Genomic DNA, 15,479 nt, shown 5'->3' with positions numbered 1-15,479 from the left:
GCTCCTCTTGCCATTATCTCCACCACTATCTCTACCACTATCGTCATCAGCCGGCAGTCACCGAATAACCGGGCGTCGGTGATTCGATACAGGGATGGCTCAATCGCCCCGCCCCGCGGCCATGCAGCTCGCACCAGGCATCGAAGGTGCTCAGGAAGACCCGGCCATTGAGCGTTTCGAGCAGTTCGGTGCGACTCAGCCGATCCATCACCGGGCCTTTCACTTCGGCGAGATGCAGCCCGATCTGCCGGGCCCGAAGACGCCGATTGAGCGCCTCGAGACTTTCCAGCGCCGTGGCGTCGATGACGTTGATCGCCTGGCAGGCCAATACCAGATCCCGCGGCGACGGATCGCGAGAAACCACTGCCGTGACCAGGTCTTCCAGGTGGCGGACGTTGGCGAAGTAGAGGCTCTCGTCGACGCGCAGAATGGCGACCCCGGCGTCGGTTTCCACGGCGTGGCGGCGGACGTTGCGAAAATGCTCGGTGCCGGGGATGCGACCGACTTCCGCGCTGTGCGGCCGACTGGTGCCATAAAGATGCAACGCCAGCGACATGGCGACACCGACCAAGATGCCCACGTCCACACCCAGCATCAGTGTCGCCAGCGCGGTCGCCGACATGGCGATGCCCTCGCCACGGGCATAGCGCCAGACACGCTTGAATGCCGCCAGATCGACCAGCGACACGGTGGCGATAACGATGGTCGCCGCCAGCGTTCCCATCGGCAATTGTCGCAGCCAGGGCGACAGAAACAGCATGGCCAACGCGATGCCCACGGCGGTGAAAGCACTGGAGGCCGGGGTGCGGGCACCGGCATCGAAGTTGACCACGGAACGGGAGAAGCCGCCGGTGATCGGCATGCCGCCGGTGAACGAAGCTGCCAGGTTGGCTCCGCCCAGCCCGATCAGTTCCTGGTCCGGGTCGACGCGTTCGCCGCGGCGCACCGCCAGCGCCTGGGCCACCGAGACCGACTCCACGTAGCCGACGATGCTGATCAGCACCGCCGAACCGATCAGTGATCGCCACAGCGCTGGCTCCCAGTCGGGCAGGGTCAAAGGTGGCAGTCCGGCGGGAATCTCGCCGATGACGGCGACACCATTACCGAGCCATCCCGCCGCACCGGCCACCAACGTCGCCAGCACGATGGTGGCGATCGGCGCCAGCTTGACCAGCACGCCCGCCACTCTAGTCGGCACCCGGCAGCGTTCCAGTGCGGATTTTCCCCACCGCCGTACCCACCACAACACCAGAAGCGAGCCCAGCCCGATGCTCATCGTCGGTGGACTGACATCCTCCAGCACGGAAGGTAGCTGAGACACCAGGGCCGGCAGCGTCGAGCCCGACAGATCGACTCCAAGTAGCTGCTTGAGCTGACTCGCCGCGATCAGAACGCCCGAGGCGCTGACGAAACCAGTCATCACCGGGTGACTCAAGAAGTTGACCAGAAACCCCAGCCGGCAGAGCCCCATGATCAGCAGAATGCCACCGGAAAGCAGCGCCAGTACCAAGGCCGCGGCGATATAGTCCTGCGACCCCGATTCGGCTACCTGCGACAATGCCGATGCCGTCATCAACGAGACGACCGCCATCGGGCCCACCGACAACGTCGTGCTGGTCCCCAACAGCGTGTAGACCACCAGCGGCACGAGGCTCGCGTACAACCCCACCACCGGGGGGAGTCCCGCCAGCATCGCGTAGGCCAGTGCCTGCGGAATCAGCATCAGCGCCACGATGACGGCCGCCAGCAGATCATCGCCCAGCCATTGGCCGTTGTAGCGCCGACCCCAGTCAAGGATCGGGAGCCAGCGTGCCAATCCGGCTTTGTGCGGCTGATTCATGATCTGCTGGCCTCGATCAAGTGCGCGCCTGCGGCTTGGCCAGCCATTCGTGCCCCTTGAGCATCAGATTCCAGTAGATGAAGGGGAGCTGCTGCGCCTTGATGTTCCAGCCGAGCCGGGTCGGCCGTGTCGCCTGATTGATCCAGGACGGGAACGTCGGCTGCAACTGGCCGCCGTAACCGAACTCCGCCAGCACCACGCGGCCTCGTTCGACCGTCAACGGACAGGCGCCATATCCCGCATAGCCGGAGGGCATCGACTTGCCATCGAGCACAGCCAACAGGTTGTCCGCCACTACCGGTGCCTGCTTGCGCACGGCGGCGGCCGTCTTGGCGTTGCCGGTACCGCTGGCGTCGCCGAGACCGAAGACATCACTGAAGTGGTTGTGCTGGAGAGTGTCGGCATCGAGATCGAGCCAGCCACCCTCGTTGGCCAGTGACGATTCGCGCACCAGCCGTGGGGCGCGCTGAGGCGGCACGACGTGAAGCATGTCGAAATCGGTCTCGATCTCTTCGCTGCTATCTTCGCTCGTGACGCAAAAACGCGCCTTCTGGGCCGGGCCGTCCACAGCGATGAGGTTCTGTTGGAACTGCTTGTGGATGCCGTAACGCTGAACGTATTCGTCCAGTGCCGGCACGAAGTCCGAGACACCGAACATCACACCGCCGGCATTGTGGAAATGGACATCGATGCCGTTCAGGACGCCCTGCTTCTCCCACTCGTGACAGGAGAGATACATCGCCTTCTGTGGCGCTCCGGCGCACTTGATCGGCATTGGCGGCTGGGTAAACAGCGCCTTGCCGCCGCGCATTGCCTGAACCAGCGACCAGGTGTAGGGCGCCAGATCGAAACGGTAGTTCGAGGTCACGCCATTCTTGCCCAGCGTCTCCTCGAGACCATCGATCGCCTGCCAGTCGATCTCGAGACCCGGGGCAACCACCAGCGCGCGGTATCCGAGTGTCGAACCGTTACCCAGCACGACCTGGCGGGATTCCGGCAGCAGCCGTTCCGCCGCGGCCTGATACCAGGTGACGAAGCTCGGCATCACCGAGTGCATCGAACGCCGGGTCTGCTCCGGAGTGAAGACACCACCGCCCACCAGCGTCCAGCCGGGCTGGTAGAAGTGATCCTGCGCGGGTTCGACGATAGCGATATTGAGATCGGAACGGCGTTTGTGCAGACTCGCGGCGACCGCGATGCCCCCTGCCCCACCGCCGATGATGACGATGTCATGGCGCTTGTCGTTCGCGGCTATCGACGGATTCGTGTCTGTCGATTCGTTCATGACTGTCGATTCGTTCATGACTAACTCCCGTTGGTAGATTCGGCGCGGCGCGGTATGGCCTGACGACGGCGCCTTCTCACTCCCATGCCGCGCCTTCGAGGGCATCGAGCGGGAATTTCAGATAGCGCTTGCCGTTGCTCTCCGGCTCGGGAAGGCGGCCACCGAGAATGTTGACCTGCAGGGCGTGCAGGATCAGCTTTGGCATCGGCAGTTCGCTATCGCGCTTCTCACGCAGCGCAACAAACTCAGCCTCGCTGCTGTCGCTCAAACGATGCTTGTTGGTCTCACGCTGCTCGCGCACGGTGCTTTCCCACTGCGGTTCGCGCCCGTCCGGCATGTAATCGTGGCCGGTGAACAGACGCGTCTCGTCGGGCAGCGCCAGGATCGCCTGGATCGAGTGCCACAGCTGATGGGCGCTTCCCCCGGGGAAGTCGGCACGGGCGGTGCCGAAATCGGGCTGGAACAGGGTGTCGTGAACAAAGGCCGCATCGCCGATCACATAGGTGATCGAGGCCAGCGTATGACCCGGTGAGTGCATCACCCGGCAATCGATCTCGCCAAGCTTGAAGGTGTCCCCCTCGCCGAACAGATGATCCCACTGGCTACCGTCGTCGCGTAAATCCGGCCAGTGGTAAATCGCCTTCCACAGCGCCTGCACCTGGGTCACCGGCCGGCCGATGGCGGTAGGGGCGCCGGTCTTGTCGTGCAGATAGCGCGCGGCGGAAAAGTGATCCGCGTGGGGATGGGTATCCAGAATCCACTCGACCCCGAGCCCTTCACGCTCGATATAGGCCAAAAGCTCATCGGCCTGGAATGTCGCCGTGGCGCCGGACTTCTCATCGTAATCGAGCACTGGATCGATGATCGCGCAGCGGCTCGTGGCGGGATCGCTGACGACGTACTGAATACTGAAGGTGCGAGGATCGAAAAAACCGGCGACATCGGGGAGACCAGTATCCTCATTGCCTCGTGATAGAGCGTAGGTGTTCATAAGAGCTCCTTGAAAGAACATGCCCCCAGGTTAGCTTAGAAATAATTCTAACGTTAGATCGTTTTTGAATATACCTAATAACCACGAAGATATTTCTATGCTTTTAGCGCATAAGCTTCATTTGCTAGGAAGAGGTAGATGCAACACCAGACGAAAACTGAATATCTGCCTTATTCCTATGGGTATACGGATTTAATGGTTGATGGGGCACCTTCACCCCATCAATCTGATACCACCCTCAGATGGTTGATAGATCGACTCCGTAGTTGAGTTCCTCTGCGAAGTCCGGCAGTCCGTAACCGATGGTTTTCTTGTAGAAAGGAGAGACCTTCGCAGTCGGTGCCTTCTTCTTGTGCTTCGTGGTGTAGAGCATTCGTGCCCGCATCACCTCGAAGGAGTAACCGCGCCCTTCACGGTTCTTGTCCTTGGCCAGTCGGTTGATGGACTCCGTGTAAGCGTTGGTGACGGGCATGTCCGTCTCGAAGTAGGTCATGGTCTCTTCGCGCCAGTTTCCCACTGCCCTGACCAGATCGCTCCAGACTTCCTTTTGGCCCTTCGGGATGGTGGCTATCCACTCGTCCAGGGCGGCTTCTGCCTGGAGCCGTGTGGTGGCGTCCCAGATGCCGTAGAAGCGCTCCTTGTGCTCGTAGGCGGCCAGCAGTTGCGGGAACGCGCCTGTCCAGGTCTCCATGATGAGGCGCTCCCGGTCTGAGACTTCGTGAGCGCGTTTCAGCAGGATTTTCCGGTCTCCCTTGAGAGTCCGGCTCTGGGACGGTTTCAGCTCCTTTCTGAGGCCCTTGCGCACTCTCTCTAGGGCATCGTTGGCCATGCGCACCACATGGAACTTATCGACCACGATACGGGCCTGGGGCAGCACAGCCTTGACCGCTGCCCGGTAGGGGTTCCACATGTCCATGCTGACGATCTCGACCTTCTGCCGGTCTTTCAGCTTCATCAGGTAGTTGGTCACCACGTCCTGGCGGCGGGTGGCCAGCAGGTCGAGCAGGGTTCGCTCCTCAATGTTGGTCAGAATGCAGCGGTAGCGCTTGTTCAGGTATAGCTCGTCAATGCCCAGGATGCGGGGCGTCTCGAAGCGGTGCCAGCGCCCCAGGAACTCGGCGCGGGCGTTGAAGATGTCGCGCACCGTCTTCTCGTCCAGGCCGGTCTGTGCCGCCACAAAGGTGTAGGGGTGGTTGAAGGATTCCTTCTCCACGTACTCATGCAGCCGCAGTGTCATACGGAATCCGTCCACCATCTCCGGTAGCTGGGGCCTGAATGTTGTCTTGCAGGCCCGGCAGGTGTATCGGCGGCGGACCACCCAGAGAGTGACCCGCTTGCCGTGGATGGGCAGATCACGATAGGGAACGTCACGCTTGCCGAACCGTACGAACTCACCCTGCACGCCGCATTCCTCGCAGGCGATGGGATCGGGCACGTCCACCTGGAAGTGCATTTCGTCGTCGGTTGATTTGCAGCCCAGTACTTGGTATTGCGGCAGGTGAAGGATGTTGTCGGGAAGTTCGGTCATGGTGTTGTATAGGCGTAGGTGTCAGTCAGATCCATCCGGCTCGGCATTGGTGTTTGCTTTTTTACCCAACAAGCTGCTGGAAACGAAAAGTAAGGCACCGAGGACAATTGCAATATCAGCCAGGTTGAAGGCCGGCCAATGCCAGTCTCGCCAATAGAAATCAAAGGAATCCACAACATAGCCGCGAAAGACCCGGTCAATCAGGTTGCCCATGGCGCCACCGAGGATAAGACTGTAAGCGATGGCTTCTCCTTTATGACGATTTTCAAGGATCAGCTTGATCAGAAAAATCGAGACCACTACCGCGATTCCGATAAAAAAGTAGCGCTGCCAGCCTCCACCATTCGCAAAAAGACTGAATGCGGCACCGGTGTTCCATAGGTGCACCCAGTTAAAGAACGGGGTCACCGAAACATACTCGCCATAGGCCATTGATTGCTGCACCAGCCACTTTACAGCCTGATCAGACGCTGCCAGCAGGCCCGATATGGACAATAGGGCATACGGCGAGAGCTTTTTGCCAATAATGAGCATTATTTAACCCTTCAACGCCAAAATGCGTCTGGCACCGTTAAGTACAATGCCCCCCGCGATGGTGCCGATAATCAGATCCGGATAATTGGAACCGGTCCACGCGACCAGGGCGCCGGCGGTGATGACCCCCAGGTTGATCACCACGTTATGCGACGTCAACTACTTTGGCCGCTTGGCGACAATTAAAATGGCCGGTTGGGTGGGGTAGTTGTCGTCAGTCCGACGACCCAGCTTTTCCTCCTTGTAATTGTCGTTGATAAGCACGCTTACGGTAGCTCTCCCCGCTCAGCTCCATCAGCGTGGCGTGGTGCACCAACCGGTCGATGGCGGCCACGGCCATCATGCTGTCGGGGAAGATACTGTCCCAGGCGCTGAACGGCTGGTTGGCGGTGATGATCAGGCTGGCCGACTCGTAGCGATGGGCGATCAGCTCGAACAGCACTGACGTCTCGGCCTCGCTGCGTTGGACGTAGCCGATATCGTCGATCACCAGCACGGCGTACTTGTCGAGCTTGATCAGGGCGTCGCTCAGGCGCAGTGCCTGCTTGGCAGCCTGGAGCTCCTGGACCAGGCTTGAGGCGGTGGCGTAGCGCACCCGGTAACCCTGGTCGACCAGCGTATGCCCGAGCCCGGCCGCCACGTGGCTCTTGCCGACGCCGGAGGGCCCAAACAGCAGCAGGTTGTGAGCCTGGTCGACCCACTGCGTGTCGCCGGCCAAGGCGCTCAGTTGCTGGCGCTGCTCGGCCGCGATGGCGTCGAACTCGAAGGACTCCAGCGTCTTGCCCACCGGCAGCCGGGCCTCCTTGAGGTGCCGGGCCAGCCGGCGTCGCTCACGCTCGGCCAGCTCGTGCTCGCATAGGGCGGCCAGTGTTTGTGGCAGGCTCCAGTTTTCGGCTCGGGCGCGGGTTTCCAGCTGGGGCCAGCAGGCGGCCATGGTGGGCAGGCGGAGCTGTCGCAGTAGCAGCGGCAGCGTCTGGGCATCAGGCATGGCAGCACACCTCTGTGGTCGGCACGCTGGGCACCAGATGGTTGTAGCTGGCGATGTCATGCTGAGTCACCTGGGGGAAAACCAGCGTGGCGCTCGGCGTGGCGGCGAAGCGGGCCTGGAGCTCGGCCAGCGTCGGGCTCTTCCCGCGCGCCAGGGCGCCCAGCCAGTAACTGGCGATCGCCTCGGCCTGGTCCTGCTCGGCGGCCAACGCCAGAGCGCCAACGATGCGCTTGCAGGCCTCGGCGACCGGCAAGGCGGCGGTCAGCCGGGCGTACAGCTCGCGCCACTCCGCACTCGGCAACAGGTCGTCGCGGAACGTCAGCCCCGCCAGCGCCCGGGGCTTGCGGACCAGCCAGCCGATCACATGGCGGTAATCGATGACCCGCAACCGGCCGCTTTCCGGCGTGGCATGCAGCCGCCTCAGCGTCAGCAATGCTTGCTGTGCGTGATGCAGCACCAAGCGATCATCGTAAAGGTGCACCCGCAGGTTCTCGCCGATCAGCCGGGACGGCACCGAGTAGAGCACCTTGCGCACCTGGATGGTGCTGGAGGTAGTGACGCGCACCGTCACCTCGCTGTAGTCGGTACCGGGCCGGCTGGGCAGTGGCTGCAGCGCGCCACGCTCGACGGTGATCCGGGCCGCGTTGCGGCGGTTGATCGCGGTGGTCACCTCATCGAGGAAGGCCTGGTAGTCATCGAGGCTAGCGAAGTCCTGGGAGCCGCGCAGCGTCAGGCGCTGTTGCAGGCGCCGCTTGAAGTGGCCATGTGGCGACTCGATGCTGGCGTTTTCATGGCCGCGCCCTGGGTTATTACGGGTGGCCGTCATGCCGTAGTGAGCGCACAGGGCAGCATAACGCTCGGTGAGGTCGGCTTCCGCCTCCCGGCCGAGGTTGCGGAAGGCCGCCGACAAGCTGTCGGTGCGGTGCTCCGCGGGGACACCGCCAAGCCGCTCCAGCGCACGGGTCAGGCCTTCAGCCAGCGCCGGGTAGCTCTCGCCACCGAGCACCACCCGGACATAACACCAGCCGCTGTAGGCCAGGCGGAAGTGGTAGAGCCGGTGATCAAGCAGCTCCCCTGCCACGGTAATGACAATCCCCTTGAGCTCGGTGAAGTCGGAGAGGCCGCGCAGCCCGGGGCCATGGGTTTGCGGGAACATTACCTCTTTCTCCGGGCCGTGCGCGGCTCGCCAGCCCTTGACCCGGCGCTGCAGGGTTCGCAGCAGGCTGTCCGGGTACTGGCCGGGGTGCTGCTCCTGCAACCACTCCAGCAGGGTCAGTGCCTGCAAGCCCGGGGCGGCGGCCAGCTGGGGGACGAGCGTGGTCTCCCACACATCGGCGAAGGGGTCGGGCCGGGTTCGCCAGTGCCGTGATGCCGGCGGCTCGGAGGACTCGGCCCGGCGTTCGAGGCGGCGAGCGGTTCTGACGGAGAGGCCGGCCTTGGCGGCGGCGACCTCCTGGGTCTGGCCTTGTTGACGTTGCGACATATAGAGCGTGACCTGTTGGCTGGTGACCGCCATACCGGCTCCCTGGTGGGTCGGGACAAGCGGTCAAGCTTAGGGCAACCGGTCACAGTAGTTGTCGTCGGCCGGCCAGAGTAATTGTCGCTCTATACACCACGTCGTTGGCCGAGAATATCCAGCTTGCCTTCATGTGCGCCCCGCCTTCCCGATGTTTGGATATGAGCAGCAGACAACTGGTATTGGCAATCAATGCGACGAATGCGATAGCCATCATCACCAGCGATTCAGGCTCACTACCGAATACAAAGCGTCTCACCACCTCTACGAGCACGCCCACAGCCAAGATCAGTTGCAGTACACCAGCAAGATGCGCGGCACGTACCTGCATTTTCACGCTATGTCCAACCGCATAAAGGGCAAGCCCGTACACCGCCGCATCGGCAAAATTGTCCAGGGATTCTCCAATCAGGCCGGTGGACTGGGCGATCAGACCGGCAGTCATTTCCACCACGAACAGAAGTGCATTGATGCCGAGCAACCAGCGCAGGGTCCCGGATTCTTGCTTAGCAGAAGCTGCCGAAAACTCGGCGGCCTTGATGGTCTCCGGATTTGCAGCGACGGTTTCCTGAAGCGAGGCGCCTAGCCCCAAGGTCTTCAGTTTCGAGGTGACGGGCTCGACCTCGCCGTCATGCACGACCTTCAGCCGGCGGTTCGACAAGTCGAAGGACAGCGCCCGAATCTCCTCAAAGCCGTTCAGGGCTAGGTGTGTAAACCCACCAGGTTGTTCACGGAAAGGCCCAGCCGACTAACCGGAGGACAGTAATCCAGGCTGGCATGCGGCCGATGCCAGTTGTACTGGTGAAGCCAGGCAGGTAGGTGCCTGCCTCGCTCCTCCGAGCTCGCGTATGACCGAGCGTAGGCCCACTCACGCAGCGCCGTCTGGATGAACCGCTCGGCCTTGCCGTTGGTGCGCGGGCTGTACGGCTTGGTCCGGCGGTGCTTCAGCCTCAGCCGCCGGCATAGACGCTGGAAGCGACGGGAGCGATAGCAGGCGCCGTTGTCGGTGAGCACCCTGGTAAAGCGGATCCCCAGGCTGGCGTAGTAGCGCACTGTCTGCAGCAGGGCCAGGCAGGCACTCCAGCCTGTTTCGTCGGGATGAAGGCTACTGAAGGCCAGTCGCGAGTGATCGTCGATGGCCACATGGACATATTCCCACCCCGCCTTCGGCGTGTTCTGCTGGCGATCGCCGGTTACGCGATGCCCCGGGCGCTCGAAGCGTCCCAGCTTCTTGATATCCAGGTGCAGGAGGTCTCCGGGCGCCTCGTGCTCATAGCGATTGTCGGGCCTTGCCGGTGACAGGGCAGCCAGCCGGTTCAGCCCCTTGCGCTTGAGAATCCTCGCCACCGTGCTCTGTCCGACCCCCAACGCCTGGGCAATCTGGCGATAGGTTTGACGTCGCTGGCGCCGTTCGATGAGCTGTTTGACGGTAGCGGCGTCTGTCGCCAGGGGGCTTCGTGAAGGGCGCGACGTGCGGTCTTGCAGACCGGCAACCCCTTCTTTGCGGAAACGATGAACCCACTTGTAGACCGTTCTCACGCTGACACCCTGGGCTTGGGCCACCTCCCTGGGCCGCAGCCCTTCATCAATGACACGGGCGGCCAGCAGGGCTCGACCATGCGGTGTGAGACGGGCATTCTTATGGGTGTTCATCCGGGCCTCCTGGAGGTTGGTTTGGGTCGCACCTCCAATTGTCCGGGTAGGCTCCGGATGAACAACCTACCGAGAGATCACAGCTAGGCGAATCATTCGTTCTTCTGATGGACAGTCCATCTTCGGCACGGCATAAACACTGACCCATCTCCCTGGCGCCTCGGAGGAGGCCTGTATATCGGTATCCGCTGCGGACGTTGCATCACCGCCACAGGCGCCACCACAGGATTTGCTCATGATACGACTCCACTTGAACAATGTTGTGGTACCATTTTAAACTATAAAGCTACTATAAGGTCAATAGAGTAAAGAATCCGTTGGGGAGGAGGCTGATGCGCATTGGTCAGTTGGCGCAGTTGGTAGGGGTCGAAACACAGACGATCCGCTTCTATGAACAGCAGGGCTTGTTGCCGCCGCCTGATCGGCAGGACAACGGTTACCGTGTCTATACCGAGAAGCATGGTGAGGGGCTGGCCTTCATCCGTCGCTGCAGAATCCTGGGCCTGTCACTGGCTGAGATTCACGAACTACAGAGCTATCAGGACGACCCTCATCAGCCTTGTACCGCCGTCAACGCCTTGCTCGATGATCACATCTCTCATGTGCGGTCGCAGATAACCGCTCTGCAAGCGCTTGAGAAACAACTCGTTTCACTGAGAGCGAGTTGCAACGATGACCGGGAAGTTGAGGCGTGTGGGGTTCTTGCTGGAATTAGCGAAGGAAACATGCACCAGCAGTAGGTGAAGCATCAACCAGATAATCCGATGAGATGCCGGTCTGTCTCACTCTCATGCAAAGGTAAGATCAACCATTTAATCCGCTTACCCGAAATAGGTTCCTTCCACTGTATGGATAGGCGCCTTAGTGTCATTGATGACGATAGAGTGATCCGCAACTCCCATCTTCAACCACTGCCAGAACCGCTTACCGAGATCCGAATTATTGTTAACGTCTTGAGTGCTCGACTTTGGTCGAGAATCGTCATTTTTAGCAGATACAGATGCATCTAGCTCGGATGAGTTGGCTGGTTCAGGCGTACCAGCAATCTGAACCTTCTCTGACTCTTGCATATCTTCGGCACTTATCTCTGGGAAAAGCGCCATGACGTCGTCGTCCAGCGTGTCACTGCTTGGGCTAACCTTAGAGAGCGGTTTAGCCGGTGCTTCAGGCTCATTAGAGGTGGTCGACAGCTCTTCAGGCTGCATCTTCGGCTCAGGCGCTCCCTCCCCTTTGATCGTCAGCTTGCCCCTGAATGACTCCGGCTTACCCTCTACCCCCCAGATCAAGGTCGAGGGCACCTTGATCATGTTGAAAGACTGCTTCCACTCGCCATCTACGATGTCGCACTTCCAGACCGATTTCCCTTCGCTGACCTCTTCGATCAACCCATGCGCCTGAAGCTCGCCGTAAAGCCTGTTCAGATCTCCCGGAATGCTTTTGATGCCCTGTGCGTATAAATGCGTCTTCAGTTCATTGACCGCTTTCGGCGACACCAGCCACAGAGCCTCTTCTGTCAGCCAGCCAGTTCCTCCTTTCTGATTGAGCTTGAACTGCTCCCTGACCAAATACCGCAGCCCCTCGGCCAACTTTCTCTGAATGGACTCCATGGGCGCTGACAGGGCCTGTACCGGGTCACCGCCCAACGCCTTGGCGACGCTCGCACGATCCGCCTGATGGATCAGCTCTGCGATGATCCCTCCTTGCTCGGTATGCCCGGTGATGGTGTACATGAACAGTGAAAAGAGCTTGGGTTGGGTCATCATCCAGTCAAGAACTTTTGCTCCGAGGACTTGCTCGCCTAGCAATGGGTTAACTGCAGTATGCAGGTGATATTCTCGTCCAGATCGATAGCGAACTCGGTAAGGAGCAGGGATCGCGCCATGCCATAGCCGCCACTCGTTTCCATCCTCAAGATGAATCTCGATGTCAACCAGCGTCTTGGCGACGTCGTGCATGAGCGCCCCGTAGATAACGGCTGCACTCCACAACTCACCAGCGGAGCTTTGGTCTTCCGGCTTTGCGCCAGATGGGAGGAGGTGACGCTGCCTCAGTCTCAATCCGTAGCAAGCCATCTCGAGGGCATGATCGAGCATGCCGCCCGGGTAAGCATGGTGATGGGACTCTGACGCTGGAAGGAGCTGCACTAACTCAGCATAACGACGGATCGGTGCGAGCAGATACTCGTCGAATACAAACTGGGTCAACGACGTCATGTCCCAGAGCATCTTTACCATCCGCTGACGACGCGGGGTCTCGAGCAGCGCCCTACCAGAAAGCGGTACCGTGAAACCGTCTGACAGCTTGGCTTTCTGGCCGGATCGCGAGAATAAGGGTCGTAGCATTGATGATTCCTGTCGTGCTGCGCGAGCAATAGATGTGACAGGGAGCAGGTGATGGGGGAAAGCGGAAACGTTAAATGGATTTGAGAATCTTCCACTTCGACGGTCGAGCGATCGTGCCAAATGAATTTGACCTATTTCCAGTATTTGCGCTTAGATCCTAGGCACTCACTGTCGCCTCCCCTCCTCAGGGTCGACCCAGGTTGACGACCGCCGTCGCCGCCGCTGGTCGGCCCTGCCCAGGCCATCGCACGGCTAGCGAAATTCGGTCTGTTGCGGAGTCTGCATCCGATCGTGTCCGCGCGCTTCGCGACGCTTCTACGTCCCCTCGGCGCGGCACTGCTTGGCTTCTTCGGACTGCCCGCGGCAGGCTTCGCCATTTTCCACGGCGCGGGCAACGGTCTGATGACAATTGCCTCGGGCACGCTCCCTCTGGCGCTGTTCGGGTCGCGGGGCTACGGCCGGCGGCAGGGGCTCATCATCGCCCCGACCCGTATCGCCCAGGCGACCTCGCCGCTGACCTTCGGCCTGCTGATCGATCGATTCGGCGCCAAGGCGCTGCTGCTGACTTCGCTGCTGATGCTGCTGGCGCTGGCCGCCCTGCTGGTCATCCGCCCCGCCGAAGCGCGTTCCCGCATGGCGCTGACCGATTGATCCCCACGCTCCGCTCCCGCAGGGGCAGACTGTCGAGTCTTTCAGGGCTTCGTCGGCTCAACCGGGCGCATCGCGCTGCCGAGGCTCGCGAGTGAAATCGCCGATCAGCGTGTGCGGATCGGCCTCCTCGCGCTGCCTGTGGGCGGCCTCGGCCCACCAGCGCAGCTGGGTGGAGCCGCGCTGCAGGTAGGTCCGCCAGCGCCCGGCGCCCTCGTTGTCGCGATACCACCCTTCGTCATCCAGCACTTCCGCCGCGTGCGGGACGTGAATCATCGCCGACACCGGCAGGCAGCCCAGCTCGGAGAGAAAGGTACGCATGCCCACGGCGGCACGGACGCCGCCCCACTGCCCCGCCGAGTAGGTCACGATCAGGCTCGGCTTGTAAGCGTAGAGCGAACTGCCGAAGTGGTTGAGCAGGTGCGCCAGCGCCGGGCCGAGGCTGTGGTTGTACTCGGGGCTCACCATCACGTAGGCGCCGGCTTTACGGATCCTGTCGGCCAGCGCGTCCAGCGGCTCGGGCGCCCGGCCGGAAGCGTAGGCGAAGTGCGGCTTGAACACGTCACCGAGGTCGTAATCCAGCGGATCGATCAGTTCGATCTCGTCGTCCGGATACGCCTCCCGGAAGTGCGCAACTAGCGCCGCCGCCACCCGGCTTCCCAGGCGCGGCGGTTTCGGTGGCTGGCTCTGTCTCGTCGAGCCCAGAAATACCAGAATGTTCATGCAGTGCCTCCCGACCGATTGTCGGTTCTCGTACGGCTGCCGGCTCTCGTGGGGCTGCCGAGTTCAGGCCGCCGGCAGGGCCGGCAACCACAACGCCAACGCCACCAGGGTCGCCAGCAGCACCGGCGGGGTGATCAGCAGGCCGACCTTCATGTACTGCCCCCAGCCGATCCTGTAGCCCTTGCCGGCCAGCACGTGCAACCACAGAAGCGTCGCCAGGCTGCCGATGGGAGTGAATTTCGGCCCCAGATCGTTGCCGATCACGTTGGCATAGACCATCAGTTTCTGGGTGACCGCTGGCACCTGCGCCTGATCGATGGCCAGCGCCCCGACCAGCGTCGACGGCATGTTGTTCATGATTGATGCGACGATGGCGGAGAGAAACCCGGTGCCGATGGTGGCGACGAAGTCACCCTGCCCGGCCAGCCACTGCAGCGCCCGGGCGCCGTAATCGGTCAGGCCGGCGTTGCCCAGCCCGTAGACCACCAGGTACATACCGATCGAGAACAGCACGATCTGCCACGGCGCGCCCTTGAGCGCCGCAGTCACCGAGACGGCGGCCCCCTTGCCGCCCTGCCACCAGCGACCGGCGATCGCCATCAGCAGAATCGCCGCCGCGCCGGTCACGAAGGCGATGGGAATGCCCAGCGGCGCGGTGACGAAATAGGCGACGAGCAGCACCGCCAGCAGCGGAAAAGCGGCCCGGAAGATCAGCGGATCCTTGATCGCCGAGCGCGGCGCGTCTAGCTCCTCGACCGAATAGCGCTTGGGAATCCGCCGGCCGAAGGCGATCCAGAGCACGGCCAGCGTCGCCGCCAGCGACACCAGGTTGACCGGCACCATGACCGCCGCGTAGCGGTCGAAGCCGATATCGAAGTAGTTGGCGCTGACGATATTGACCAGGTTGGAGATCACCAGCGGCAGGCTGGTGGTGTCGGCGACGAAACCGGTGGCGATGATGAACGCCAGCGCCGCTGGCGGCGAGAAGTCCAGCCGCAGCAGGATTGCGATCACGATCGGCGTCAGCAGCAGCGCCGCGCCGTCGTTGGCGAAGAACGCCGCGATCACCGCGCCGAGCACCACGACCAGCGGAAACAGCAGATGCCCCCGGCCGTTGCCCCAGCGCGCCACGTGCAGCGCCGCCCAGGCGAAGAATCCGGCCTCGTCGAGGATCAGCGAGATGACGATCAGCGCGACGAAGGTGAACGTCGCGTCCCAGACGATATCCCATACCACGCCGACGTCGGACAGCTGCACCACGCCTGCGAGCAGCGCCACCAGAGCGCCGCCCAGCGCGCTCCAGCCAATGCCAAGCCCCTTGGGCTGCCAGATCACCAGGATCAGGGTGACGACGAAAATAGCCAGTGCCAGCATCGAATGACCTTGAGTTCAGTGAGTGCTTTTTAATGAGTACTTTTTAGCGAGTGCTCT

At 61.7% G+C, this 15,479-nt stretch carries 13 protein-coding genes and 3 pseudogenes; 2 read left to right on the top strand and 14 right to left on the bottom strand.

Annotation, left to right across the window (positions count from 1 at the left end):
- Positions 1-46 precede the first annotated feature (46 nt).
- From R5R73_RS02380 to R5R73_RS02330, 11 genes and pseudogenes are all read right to left on the bottom strand, one after another.
- Positions 47-1,840 (bottom strand): SulP family inorganic anion transporter, encoded by a 1,794-nt coding sequence (locus R5R73_RS02380; RefSeq protein WP_071232024.1) that lies wholly within the window; start codon positions 1,838-1,840, stop codon positions 47-49.
- Positions 1,841-1,856: 16 nt separating this feature from the next.
- Complete coding sequence (locus R5R73_RS02375) at positions 1,857-3,143, bottom strand: NAD(P)/FAD-dependent oxidoreductase (protein WP_247643274.1); 1,287 nt, start codon at positions 3,141-3,143, stop codon at positions 1,857-1,859.
- A 58-nt stretch (positions 3,144-3,201) separates the two neighbouring features.
- Positions 3,202-4,116: an MBL fold metallo-hydrolase gene (locus R5R73_RS02370; protein ID WP_071232023.1), complete on the bottom strand. Its 915-nt coding sequence runs from the start codon at positions 4,114-4,116 to the stop codon at positions 3,202-3,204.
- A gap of 238 nt (positions 4,117-4,354) precedes the next feature.
- A complete protein-coding gene (locus R5R73_RS02365; protein WP_004574636.1) occupies positions 4,355-5,644 on the bottom strand; it encodes an ISL3-like element ISPpu12 family transposase in 1,290 nt (429 codons plus the stop codon).
- A gap of 21 nt (positions 5,645-5,665) precedes the next feature.
- Positions 5,666-6,178, bottom strand: coding sequence for a signal peptidase II (lspA, locus tag R5R73_RS02360; protein ID WP_004863699.1), 513 nt, complete (start codon positions 6,176-6,178; stop codon positions 5,666-5,668).
- A 3-nt stretch (positions 6,179-6,181) separates the two neighbouring features.
- A pseudogene (locus R5R73_RS02355) lies at positions 6,182-6,334 on the bottom strand (sodium:proton antiporter); the annotation flags it as partial.
- Between the two features lie 58 nt (positions 6,335-6,392).
- The gene (istB, locus tag R5R73_RS02350) at positions 6,393-7,166 is read right to left on the bottom strand and encodes an IS21-like element helper ATPase IstB (RefSeq protein ID WP_322527534.1); all 774 of its coding nucleotides are present in this window, start codon (positions 7,164-7,166) and stop codon (positions 6,393-6,395) included.
- Positions 7,159-8,682, bottom strand: coding sequence for an IS21 family transposase (istA, locus tag R5R73_RS02345; RefSeq protein WP_416221188.1), 1,524 nt, complete (start codon positions 8,680-8,682; stop codon positions 7,159-7,161). The genes istB and istA overlap by 8 nt, the downstream gene beginning before the upstream one ends.
- Positions 8,683-8,776: 94 nt before the next feature.
- A pseudogene (locus tag R5R73_RS02340) lies at positions 8,777-9,388 on the bottom strand (cation transporter); the annotation flags it as partial.
- Positions 9,385-10,335 (bottom strand): IS481 family transposase, encoded by a 951-nt coding sequence (locus R5R73_RS02335; protein ID WP_322528653.1) that lies wholly within the window; start codon positions 10,333-10,335, stop codon positions 9,385-9,387. The pseudogene R5R73_RS02340 and the gene R5R73_RS02335, both read right to left, overlap by 4 nt.
- 78 nt (positions 10,336-10,413) lie before the next feature.
- A pseudogene (locus tag R5R73_RS02330) lies at positions 10,414-10,572 on the bottom strand (sodium:proton antiporter); the annotation flags it as partial.
- Between the two features lie 95 nt (positions 10,573-10,667).
- Here R5R73_RS02330 and cadR point away from each other — a divergent pair.
- Positions 10,668-11,075: a Cd(II)/Pb(II)-responsive transcriptional regulator gene (gene cadR / locus R5R73_RS02325; RefSeq protein WP_004364961.1), complete on the top strand. Its 408-nt coding sequence runs from the start codon at positions 10,668-10,670 to the stop codon at positions 11,073-11,075.
- 81 nt (positions 11,076-11,156) lie between these two features.
- Here cadR and mobH read toward each other — a convergent pair whose 3' ends face one another.
- Positions 11,157-12,677 (bottom strand): MobH family relaxase, encoded by a 1,521-nt coding sequence (mobH, locus tag R5R73_RS02320; protein WP_071231928.1) that lies wholly within the window; start codon positions 12,675-12,677, stop codon positions 11,157-11,159.
- A gap of 291 nt (positions 12,678-12,968) precedes the next feature.
- Between mobH and R5R73_RS02315 the strand changes: the two genes are divergently transcribed.
- On the top strand, positions 12,969-13,328 hold the full coding sequence (locus tag R5R73_RS02315; RefSeq protein ID WP_247643264.1) for a hypothetical protein: 360 nt from the start codon (positions 12,969-12,971) through the stop codon (positions 13,326-13,328).
- A gap of 57 nt (positions 13,329-13,385) precedes the next feature.
- On the opposite strand, the gene R5R73_RS02310 is transcribed toward R5R73_RS02315, so the two are convergent.
- Together R5R73_RS02310 and R5R73_RS02305 are read right to left on the bottom strand one after the other, a co-directional pair.
- Positions 13,386-14,048 (bottom strand): NAD(P)H-dependent oxidoreductase, encoded by a 663-nt coding sequence (locus R5R73_RS02310; RefSeq protein WP_322528652.1) that lies wholly within the window; start codon positions 14,046-14,048, stop codon positions 13,386-13,388.
- A 63-nt stretch (positions 14,049-14,111) separates the two neighbouring features.
- A complete protein-coding gene (locus R5R73_RS02305) occupies positions 14,112-15,422 on the bottom strand; it encodes an arsenic transporter (RefSeq protein ID WP_322528651.1) in 1,311 nt (436 codons plus the stop codon).
- Positions 15,423-15,479 lie beyond the last annotated feature (57 nt).

The organism is Salinicola sp. LHM (assembly GCF_034479735.1).
Classification (GTDB): Bacteria; Pseudomonadota; Gammaproteobacteria; order Pseudomonadales; family Halomonadaceae; genus Salinicola; species Salinicola salarius.
Note: the sequence above shows the minus strand (reverse complement) of the source record. Positions and strands in the feature narration are given on the sequence as shown.

What these genes read in the sequence shown, in the direction of transcription:
- R5R73_RS02380 (WP_071232024.1), bottom strand. Translation starts at nt 1,840, where the DNA reads ATGAATCAGCCGCACAAAGCCGGATTGGCACGCTGGCTCCCGATCCTT.
- R5R73_RS02375 (WP_247643274.1), bottom strand. Translation starts at nt 3,143, where the DNA reads ATGAACGAATCGACAGTCATGAACGAATCGACAGACACGAATCCGTCG.
- R5R73_RS02370 (WP_071232023.1), bottom strand. Translation starts at nt 4,116, where the DNA reads ATGAACACCTACGCTCTATCACGAGGCAATGAGGATACTGGTCTCCCC.
- R5R73_RS02365 (WP_004574636.1), bottom strand. Translation starts at nt 5,644, where the DNA reads ATGACCGAACTTCCCGACAACATCCTTCACCTGCCGCAATACCAAGTA.
- lspA (WP_004863699.1), bottom strand. Translation starts at nt 6,178, where the DNA reads ATGCTCATTATTGGCAAAAAGCTCTCGCCGTATGCCCTATTGTCCATA.
- istB (WP_322527534.1), bottom strand. Translation starts at nt 7,166, where the DNA reads ATGCCTGATGCCCAGACGCTGCCGCTGCTACTGCGACAGCTCCGCCTG.
- istA (WP_416221188.1), bottom strand. Translation starts at nt 8,682, where the DNA reads ATGGCGGTCACCAGCCAACAGGTCACGCTCTATATGTCGCAACGTCAA.
- R5R73_RS02335 (WP_322528653.1), bottom strand. Translation starts at nt 10,335, where the DNA reads ATGAACACCCATAAGAATGCCCGTCTCACACCGCATGGTCGAGCCCTG.
- cadR (WP_004364961.1), top strand. Translation starts at nt 10,668, where the DNA reads ATGCGCATTGGTCAGTTGGCGCAGTTGGTAGGGGTCGAAACACAGACG.
- mobH (WP_071231928.1), bottom strand. Translation starts at nt 12,677, where the DNA reads ATGCTACGACCCTTATTCTCGCGATCCGGCCAGAAAGCCAAGCTGTCA.
- R5R73_RS02310 (WP_322528652.1), bottom strand. Translation starts at nt 14,048, where the DNA reads ATGAACATTCTGGTATTTCTGGGCTCGACGAGACAGAGCCAGCCACCG.
- R5R73_RS02305 (WP_322528651.1), bottom strand. Translation starts at nt 15,422, where the DNA reads ATGCTGGCACTGGCTATTTTCGTCGTCACCCTGATCCTGGTGATCTGG.